We start from the raw sequence: 711 nt of genomic DNA on the forward strand, positions 1-711 counted from the left end.
TAGTCGTAATCGAATGGCTCATAGTAGTCATCGATTTCGGGTAGGTCAGGGTTACCGAAGATATTCGCCAACACACGCATCTTGTTACCTTGACGCGGTGTCAACTTACCATCGTTACCACGGACCCAACCGCCGTTCCATTTTTCCTGGTTTTCCCACTCTTTAGGGAAACCCACGCCTGGCTTAGATTCAACATTGTTAAACCAAGCGTATTCAACACCGTCACGGCTCGTCCATACGTTCTTACAAGTGATAGAACAAGTGTGACAGCCGATACATTTGTCCAGGTTCAGGACCATGCCTATTTGTGCACGTACTTTCATCGCTATGCTCCTCGCTCTTCAGACGACTCGTCCAACCAGTCAACTTTGTCCATCTTACGGACGATTACAAATTCATCTCGGTTACAGCCAACGGTACCGTAGTAGTTAAATCCGTATGCTTGCTGTGCGTAACCACCGATCATGTGAGTAGGCTTCATAACCGCTCTTGTAACAGAGTTATGCATACCACCACGTGTCTTGGTTGTTTCAGCCCCCGGCATATTTATTTGTCGTTCCTGTGCGTGATACATCAAGCTCATACCTTCGTTTACACGCTGGGAAACGACCGCACGACATGCAATGGCACCGTTAACATTGAACACTTCGATCCAATCGTTATCTTCGATGCCTGCTTTTGCTGCATCAACTTCCGAGATCCAAACAATCG

General features: G+C 47.3%; 1 protein-coding gene and 1 pseudogene. Both read right to left on the reverse strand.

Annotated elements, in window-relative coordinates; genetic code table 11:
• Nucleotides 1–323, reverse strand: a pseudogene (gene narH, locus A3735_RS25565) (nitrate reductase subunit beta); the annotation flags it as partial.
• A 2-nt stretch (nucleotides 324–325) separates the two neighbouring features.
• A partial coding sequence (locus A3735_RS25570) for a molybdopterin dinucleotide binding domain-containing protein (protein ID WP_304440027.1) occupies nucleotides 326–711 on the reverse strand: 386 nt, incomplete at its 5' end.

The organism is Oleiphilus sp. HI0061 (assembly GCF_001635675.1).